The sequence below is a fragment of the Bradyrhizobium cosmicum genome (assembly GCF_032290525.1).
GTDB classification, from domain to species: Bacteria; Pseudomonadota; Alphaproteobacteria; order Rhizobiales; family Xanthobacteraceae; genus Bradyrhizobium; species Bradyrhizobium cosmicum_A.
The window spans coordinates 1-7822 of record NZ_JASXTA010000054.1 but is presented as its reverse complement, the minus strand read 5'-3'; the positions used below and the strand labels follow the sequence as shown (position 1 = coordinate 7822).

General features: G+C 54.6%; 4 protein-coding genes and 2 pseudogenes. 5 read left to right on the top strand and 1 reads right to left on the bottom strand.

What is annotated here, in order from left to right:
- Positions 1–122: 122 nt before the first annotated feature.
- Both QSV46_RS38845 and QSV46_RS38840 read left to right on the top strand, forming a co-directional pair.
- The gene (locus QSV46_RS38845; RefSeq protein ID WP_314963968.1) at positions 123–1649 is read left to right on the top strand and encodes a hypothetical protein; all 1527 of its coding nucleotides are present in this window, start codon (positions 123–125) and stop codon (positions 1647–1649) included.
- Positions 1650–1795: 146 nt separating this feature from the next.
- Complete coding sequence (locus QSV46_RS38840) at positions 1796–3730, top strand: effector protein (protein ID WP_314963967.1); 1935 nt, start codon at positions 1796–1798, stop codon at positions 3728–3730.
- A gap of 334 nt (positions 3731–4064) precedes the next feature.
- On the opposite strand, the pseudogene QSV46_RS38835 reads toward QSV46_RS38840, so the two are convergent.
- A pseudogene (locus tag QSV46_RS38835) lies at positions 4065–4250 on the bottom strand (IS21 family transposase); the annotation flags it as partial.
- A gap of 65 nt (positions 4251–4315) precedes the next feature.
- Between QSV46_RS38835 and QSV46_RS38830 the strand changes: the two are divergent.
- The 3 genes and pseudogenes from QSV46_RS38830 to QSV46_RS38820 all read left to right on the top strand — a co-directional run.
- Positions 4316–4513: a hypothetical protein gene (locus tag QSV46_RS38830; RefSeq protein ID WP_314963966.1), complete on the top strand. Its 198-nt coding sequence runs from the start codon at positions 4316–4318 to the stop codon at positions 4511–4513.
- A gap of 2088 nt (positions 4514–6601) precedes the next feature.
- Positions 6602–7210: pseudogene (locus tag QSV46_RS38825) on the top strand (IS256 family transposase); the annotation flags it as partial.
- Between the two features lie 436 nt (positions 7211–7646).
- Positions 7647–7822 (top strand): transposase (locus QSV46_RS38820; RefSeq protein ID WP_314963969.1); only part of this gene is annotated, 176 nt, incomplete at its 3' end.

Here is a 7822-nt window from a genome sequence, read left to right as displayed (position 1 = left end):
CTATTTATGAATTCTCGTGAACGCCGGCTTATGGCGTTGCTAAGAGCTGTTAAGGCCCGAGACGAAAAACAAACGAAAAACAATTGCAGCTGAGTATCCAAGTGTCTTGAAGGATCGCTTACATGGCCGATGATAATGACATGCCTGAAGCCGAAGAGCTCGACGCCTCCGCTAGACGATTGGCGGCGCTTGAACTCAGGGCAAGCCGGCGTACCGACGCCGCCAAACTTCCCTCGAACGACGACCTGTTGATTGCGGTCGAAGACACCACACTTAGAGAAAACGGCATCCCCGTAGTGCCGTTGAATTCGGATCGTTCCAAAGACCTCCCGGCGAAAAACGTATACACGTTTTTCGCTGGAGCGGCCTTTCAGGCTCTCTCCAGGTTGGGCAACAAAACCGTCAAACAGATGGACGAGGAGCTTGTCTACATCAGGTACGGAGACAACTACTATACCAAGAATGGACTTTGGACTGCCATCAAGGCTCCAGACGGCCAAAAAACCACGGTAGAATACAAAAATTCTGAGTTCAGGAAAATCACGACATCACTTGGGCTCACAGCGGAGCGTGATAACGACCTTTTCCAAGTCGACAAAGTAGTGTTTAAGGACGGGAAACGAGAAATCGTTCCGACTTTCAAACTCGATGGCGAAGCGCAAATTTACGAGACTCCAGCCGGGAACAGACGACGGGAGGTCGCCCATAAAAATCCGCATACTAGCGGCGAGCAGGCTCCGGACATCATGGTTCGAATGAAGGGCGGAGTCATGAAGGGGCTTTCGCGCCTCCCGGACGATGGTTATGAGGAGTGTACGGCTTCGGACTTAGAGATGAAACTTGGCGGCGACGTATGGCTGAAGTCAAAACTTCACGGCTACCAAACCATCGACTTCATCGAGCGCACGCTTGGGCCCAATCAAGCGACCCACCGCTTACGCGACTATGTCGGCGAAAGCCGCGGGTATAACCAGGATACCCATAGTGCCTATGTGAAGATCGATACGACATACTTCCCGATAAAAGATGTTGTCGGGAACCTACCCGACGACGCAGCGGTACAAGCCGTCCAGGGATCACCCTCCATGGATGCAATGGACCATCGGATCATAATCAGGATGCCGGAGGGCAATACGTTCGTCACGCCGGATTTTCTTGGAGGCCCAACGCGCTTTCCTAAGTACTTTCAGGAGGTGTGCGAAGAGCATGGTATCAATCCGCAATGGGGCACGTTCAAACCAAATTGGGATAAGATGCTCGATAAGTATGCATCCCATGATCGCGTACTCGTGGCGGTAGGTGAGACCCTTGTTGAAGGTCATTCAATCGAATTGCCGAAGGGCAAATCCATAATCGACATGTACACGCCAGAAGAGATATTCTATGCCGACGATGGAGAGGCTAGAGGTGTAAGTTACACGAAACCCTCATTTACGTCGCTTGCTCAAACTCTGCAGAGGGCTCACCAAGAGAGGAATAAGGATAAAGCGCTGGATCTTCCAACGAGCGTAACGGATAGGCTTCTGTCGCGTCAGGAGGCCGAGTCGGGCAACACCAGCGATATGAGCAAGCCGCAGCGGCCGCCAGGCAGCAGATACGACGATCGGAACGACAGATCACGCGACGTTGCCCGTAGTTGGGGAACCTGACAATCGTGCGCACGCAGCCGCGTGTCAGTGGCGAAAGCCGCTTGTCAAAGGACAGCCGGCAACGCCCTTCCGCGCGACGCTGTACATGAGTTTTGCTGCCTTCCATGTTCCCTTTCGATCGAAAAGCTTTGCAGAAGATCCAACTCATGGTCAACATTCAAAAAAAACCGATCAAGCTGAGAGATCCTGTCTATAAGAACGCGCGTTCCGTTAGGCGCGAAGCAGAGCAGCATCTTCGAGCGCGGGAAACGGCCGACAAAGCTCGCAGAATAGATCGCGGGCTTAGGAGACCGAGCAAACAAGCGACATATGCCAACGAGATGGAACTCTTTGACAAAGTGAAAGAGGGCTATCACGGGGAGATCGGCTACGAGCTCCTCGGCAACAAGAAGCTAGCAGTCGATAAGAATGGCGAGCGCACGCGCAAGAGGGGCGTGGTCAGGAAGACCACGGAGGTCCTCAAACGTGGGCCGCAGTCAGACGCTGTTTACATCAGCCAGCTTGAAAGGGAGGATTGGCGGAAAAAGGCGCGTTACGACTTTGACGCGAAGGGAGAACTTCGCTCCCACAGCCTCGAATTCAAAGATGGCAGGTACCGTGAAAAATGGGAACGGGACGAAAAAGGCCAACTGATTCGCACCAGCTACTACACGGACAGGCTTCGGGACGGTCGGCTCTTCAGGGCGATTTCTGAGGAGATTAGCGCCCCTTACGAAAGCGGGGCCGATAACAAGAAATATCGAATCCTAACGCGTATCAAAGGCTCCAGAAAAGAAGTTTTCGAGCGAGACGAAGACGGCAATCTGGAACTGATCGGTCGCGAAAATCGCGGCTTCTCGAAGTATTCGAGAAAATCGCAAGACAGGAGAACTGAGGTAACCGAAACCAAAACGCTCTTTGGTGTCAAGTCATATACATCTCTACTGGATCCGCAGGGAAACGAGCTGGGCAGAAACATTACGTCCCATCGAAGGCTTTGGACCAAAAGGTCGGCCACGTTCGACGAAAGCACCTATCAATTAACCGAAACCAAACAGACCCTTGGCAAGTTGTACAAACGTCAAACGAAATATGTGGGCAGCGATGCGAAGGTCGTTACAACGAAAGTGTTGGGAATAAAACTGAAGACGCGCCTAAAGGGCCTCCAAGAGTATGAGCAAAATGCCCAGAAAATGAGAGCTGCAGAAGCAATGCAGCATAAGGCGGCTTGGGAAAATACCGCTCGTTTTGACGCTCCTTCGAATAAAGAGAGTCGCGTGGACGACGATCACCATTCGAACAGCATTTCTCCCAGAAACATCGACAAAATAATGTTGGCGGTGCAGTCGCGGGCCACGGCGGCGCGGGAGAACCCACTTGCTTCCGGTTCTGCGAACAAATCCGAAGCGCTTCAAGTCGACCTCGGCAAGGCGCAACCTCCTAAGTATCAAAGCATGTTGGGCAGCGGTGGAGCGCACCGGGAGTACGATGACCCGTCGGGCATGCCACTGTTGGCAGCAGCGAGTCATGGTGATGAAGCAACCAAACCAGCAGGCGCGGACACGGTTTTAGAGATCTTACCCACCTTCGATGCTGCAAACAGAAACGACACGATCAAAAATGATTTTAGCAAGACGCAACTTCCTACGAATAAAGAGAGTCGCGTGGACGACGATCACCATTCGAACAGCATTTCTCCCAGAAACATCGACAAAATAATGTTGGCGGTGCAGTCACGGGCCACGGCGGCGCGGGAGATCCCACTTGCTTCCGGTTCTGCGAACAAATCCGGAGCGCTTCAAGTCGACTTCGGCATGCCACCGTGGAAAGCAGCGAGTCATGGTAATGAAGCAACCAAACCAGCAAGTGCGGACACGACGCCAGAGGTCTTACCGACCTCCGATGTTGCAATCAGACTCGAAGCGATCAAAGATGATTTTAGCAAGGCGCAACCTCCTAACTGCCGAAGTAGGAGCGCCGCCGCCAGCGCGGCTCCGAACGGTAGGAGAATGGCTATGATGGAAGCCGCAAGGCGTCGTGACGAAGCAGCGGAGAGAGCTGGCCTCGACATGCGACCTGTGGCGAGCATAGGTAGATGCTGATGTCGATCCGTCCTGACTGGAGCATTTGCAAATGGAAACTCCTGACCGATCTTCCGGTGCAATTGAAATGAACCCGCGGAGCGGGACCGCTTGAACCAGGTTTGTTAGTTGGAAACTGACCGCTCCTGATCCCTTTCTATCACGCTGCCAGAGACTCGGTCTGCTGCAGTTGCTGTGGGCATGTGGTCAACGCGTCAGCGTTGTCCACCATGTCCACAGCCTTCGTGGCCTGCATCCGTTCGCGCCAGACCGCCATCGGCGTGCGATAGCCCTGCGCCTGATGAAGGCGACGATCGTTGTAGAAGGCGATCCAGCTCGCGACCCCGCGGTCGACCACCACCGGCACGCCGTCGCCCGCGTAGTCGACGAACAATTTGTCGCTGGCCGCGTGCGACTGGCGCATCGTCACCGACAGGCGACCCTCCCAGGCGCGGTAGAGCTCGCAGAAGCGCGAGTACCGGTATCCGCCGGGCTCGGCGGCAATGTACTCCTCCCACAGGATCGACAGCGTCACGTGCTTGACTTCGATACGCGGTGACAACGGTCGTCTTATGTCGTCCGAATGGTCGTCCATTGTGAGCACCCTTGCAGAAGATGACTCTTCTAGCGGTGCTTTCAGGACTGAGTACAAAAATTCTCAAGGGCCTCAACGCCACGCTTACAATTGAAAGGCCTGCTTTTCGCTTACCGGAAGCAGGCTGGGCGGCGGCGGCGGCGGCGGCGGCGGCGGCGGCTGCTGCTGCTGCTGCTGCTGCTGCTGCTGCAGGATATATCCTGATGTAAACGTCCCGTCGGTTTTGGACGCGGCAAGTTCCGCGCGACACGAAAACGGAGGCCGTACGGCCTCCGTTTTCGTGTGGTTCCGCGGAACTTGCCGCGTCCAAAACCGACGGGACGTTTACATCTAGATGATAGATGAGCTTTTATTCGTAGTTTCGGTCCAATAAAGAGCGGCCCTTATCATCCTTCTTCTTTATTGCTCTACGAGAGTCTAACATTGCGGACGGAAGTGAAGTCGAGTTCTGCTTGTCCATTGGTGTCACTGTTGTGATTGCGGTCCAATAGGGAAGAGCGAGGGGACCCGCCTGCAAAGGTCAATCGTGTGCCTTCGCTGTCCGTGTGGGCCAATCAGGAAGATACTTACATGTGGCAGCGGCCGAGTGTGTCCATTCTGGAGCTCAAAGGGGCAAGCTTCTTCCGTCTCGACTAGAGGGCTGTGTGAAACCCATCAAATGTCACTGTCTAAAAGCATGGTCCAATAAGATTAACCCGAGGATGTCACTTTCTGTCGTTCTCCAGCGGTAAAAATATGCTTGGGTCTCGCTAAAGGGCCCAATTTATATTCTTTGGCGTTTCGCTTATAAAAAACAATTATTCGCTTTCGCTGCCTAAAAAGCCATTATTCCCTTTCGCTTGCCTAAAAAGCCACGCAATTTTTTGCGAGGTTTGAGACGCAGGATCGGTCCTCTATTTATAACCTCATAATTCTTGGTATCTCCACAACTGCCTTTTTTCATTACAAAACAGACTTAAATCGAATAGCTGGTTTCAGGATGCCGGAACGTCCCCAATGGAAGTTTGACCATCCTATGCTAAGTGTGACCACTAATCTGAGGAACGCTCTTGAGAACGCCAGGATAAACTATGAAGGCCCAGCTAATGAAGCCAATGTCTCGCTTAAATTCTATTATGGGAGTGAGGTTGACGCTGCAACTACTGTGGCCGGTCGACGTTTTGTCGGAACTTGGGTCGCAGGTGCTCGCCCAATTGGTACGGAGGTGGGCGCGCCCGAGTGGTTCATCGCTGTCAAGGAACCCGTGAACCTGAACGGCGAGATCGAGGTGGTAGCATGGGGGCGCGGGAAAAAGGAATGATCGAAGTCGCCGTATATTGGCCTGGCGTTCACCTGTGGTGTTGTTGCATGTGTCTGTTTCTACGTAAGCCTTTGTATTGTATCATAAACTGCAATTATGCAGCTGTTGTGTGATGATTTTGTGTAAAATAAGTCGAGGCCAATTAATAAGATGATCGTTTGTGTTTAATTATTGCCGCGGTGAATTTATGCGAGTCTTCGTCCCACAGATGGCTTCAAAGCGAGAATCAAGCGTAAAAATGAAAAAAATGGATTATACAATGCTAACAATAAATAAAAACCGATTTGCAACATTAAAATTAAGAAGAAAATAACGGCGGAAAAATACGTATGACCTTCAATCGAGAAAATTTGATTGATGTGCCTATGTATGAAATGTAAGAGAATTAATCCTAATATTTTAGGTTAGTGAGATTGAATACGAGGGAATATGTGGGTAATAAAGTAATTGTAAACGACGGACGAGCGGCTCTCAGGAGCCGGCCGCCTGACTGCGCCGTCTCCAGGTAAGCTGGGTCCGTTTCAATAAATGGGTGGGTGGATAAATGGGTGGGTGGCAGGATATATCGCCTTGTCGCCTTCCTTTGTTTGTGCATTCGTGCACTCGTGAAGTAAGGCGGCTGAGCTGCCTTCAGCGTTTACTTGACGCAGCCCGAGACGATCGGAAGCTATTTTCTTCAAACTCACGGAACAGCCTCACCGAATCCGGGTCGCCATGGGCGAAGAAGGGCGACATCGTGAGAGTTAGCCCGTTCGTGAGAGTGCGGTTTTTTGGTCCGATTGATGCGGCTGCAACACCTCCTTTGACGGGGCGCACAGGATTGCCTTTGGCTTTTCACCGCCTGACGACCCGTACTTTGCGACGCGCTTGAGGGACGGGTTGGGCGAACGGGGCGCACGCCCCGCCGGTCAAGGACCGAGCGGAAGCAGCGCGCCTGGCAAGCAGCGGATCAGGTCGGCTTCGGGACATGCCGCGGCGAACGCAAGGCGAATGCGGCTCGTGGTCTCGACGACCCGGGCGGCGGTCGTGGTCGAGTATCTGGGCCGACGGCATCCATCTCGAAGCCCGCCTCGAGGACGAAAAGCAGTGCATCCTGGTGCTGATCGGCGCGACGCCGGAAGGCCGCAAGGAACTGGTCGGCTTCACCGATGGCGCCCGCGAGAGCGCGCACGACTGGCGCGATCTGCTGCTCGATCTGAAGCGGCGCGGGCTCGATGCTTCCCCGCGGCTCGTCATCGCCGATGGCGCACTCGGGTTCTGGAAGGCCGCCGGTGAGGTCTGGCCGAAAACGCGCGAGCAGCGCTGCTGGGTGCACAAGACCGCCAACGTACTTGCCAAGCTGCCGAAGAGCCAGCACCCGAAAGCCAAACGCGCGCTGCAGGAGATCTGGATGGCCGAAACCAAGGCCACAGCCGAGCTGGCGTTCGACGCCTTCATCGAGAGCTACACGCTGAAATACGAGAAGGCGGCCGACTGCCTGCGCAAAGATCGAGACACGCTGCTGGCTTTCTACGACTTCCCGGCCGAGCATTGGAAACACCTGCGCACGACGGATGAGATGGACAAGCGATTTGTTCATGACCGAGATGACGATTGCAGAAATCGCGTACGTCCATTCTTTTGTTCGGCTGCGCCGCGGGCCATTCTTCCGTCCCGGCCATCGATCTCGCAGCCGCCGCGCGCAGGGGCGGTCAAGGCTGGCCGCGTTTGCGGCCACCGCAAGGCTTGGCCTTGACCGGCCCGAGCACGGCGGCATGCTGGCGTGGAACGGGAATACATTCCCGGCTGGCACTTGCCGTCAGACGGGATTACCCTCGGCGGGCGCGGGCGACCTCGTGGCGAAGCGTGGCGCATCGGCTGCAAGCGCCACCAGGCTGCCCTATTTTGTGAGCGTCATGCAGGGACCACGCCCTGAGGGCTGATCTGGTCAGCTAGAAAGATCTCGCGGAATGGTTTGTCGCGAGGTCACAATGTCCAAGGATAGTCGTAAGGATAGCGATAAGGGTAGGCATACGCCTATCCTCGAAAACGGCGCCGACACGCTGCAGCGTGTCGAGATCATCACCGGGACGGGCCGGCGTCGGCGCTGGTCGACCGATGCGAAGGCGGCGATTGTCGCGGAGAGTTTTGCGCCGGGTGCAAGCGTGTCCGCGGTGGCGCGGCGACACGACATCAGTCCAAGTCTGTTGTTTCTCTGGCGTCGCCAGGCCACGCGGGC

Coding starts and splice junctions, on each gene's coding strand:
- QSV46_RS38840 (WP_314963967.1), top strand. CDS start 1,796: ATGGTCAACATTCAAAAAAAACCGATCAAGCTGAGAGATCCTGTCTAT.
- QSV46_RS38845 (WP_314963968.1), top strand. CDS start 123: ATGGCCGATGATAATGACATGCCTGAAGCCGAAGAGCTCGACGCCTCC.